Origin of the sequence: Azospira sp. I13, assembly GCF_003112695.1 — a bacterium.
In the GTDB taxonomy this organism is placed as follows: Bacteria; Pseudomonadota; Gammaproteobacteria; order Burkholderiales; family Rhodocyclaceae; genus Azospira.
Genome location: NZ_BFBP01000006.1, coordinates 101,583 through 101,804 on the forward strand (window position 1 = coordinate 101,583; position 222 = coordinate 101,804).

General features: G+C 64.9%; 1 pseudogene. It reads right to left on the reverse strand.

Going from position 1 to position 222, the window contains the following annotated elements:
* A pseudogene (locus tag AZSI13_RS18375) lies at nt 1-222 on the reverse strand (MBG domain-containing protein); the annotation flags it as partial.

Below are 222 nucleotides of genomic sequence, written 5' to 3' on the forward strand. Positions count from 1 at the left end.
ACCGTTCCAGGCCTGGCCGTCGTAGGTCTTGGCGGCGTTGCCGGCGGTAACGGTGAGGGGTGCCTTGGCCACATTCAGGGCACCATCAACATAGGTAATGGCGTAGTTGCTGGAGGTTAGACCGCTTGGGGCGATGGCATAGCTGCCGGCGTTGATGGCACCGAAGGCGCTGCCGCCGTAGGTGACAGCACCGCCGAGGACGCTGGCGTTCTCGCCGAGGAC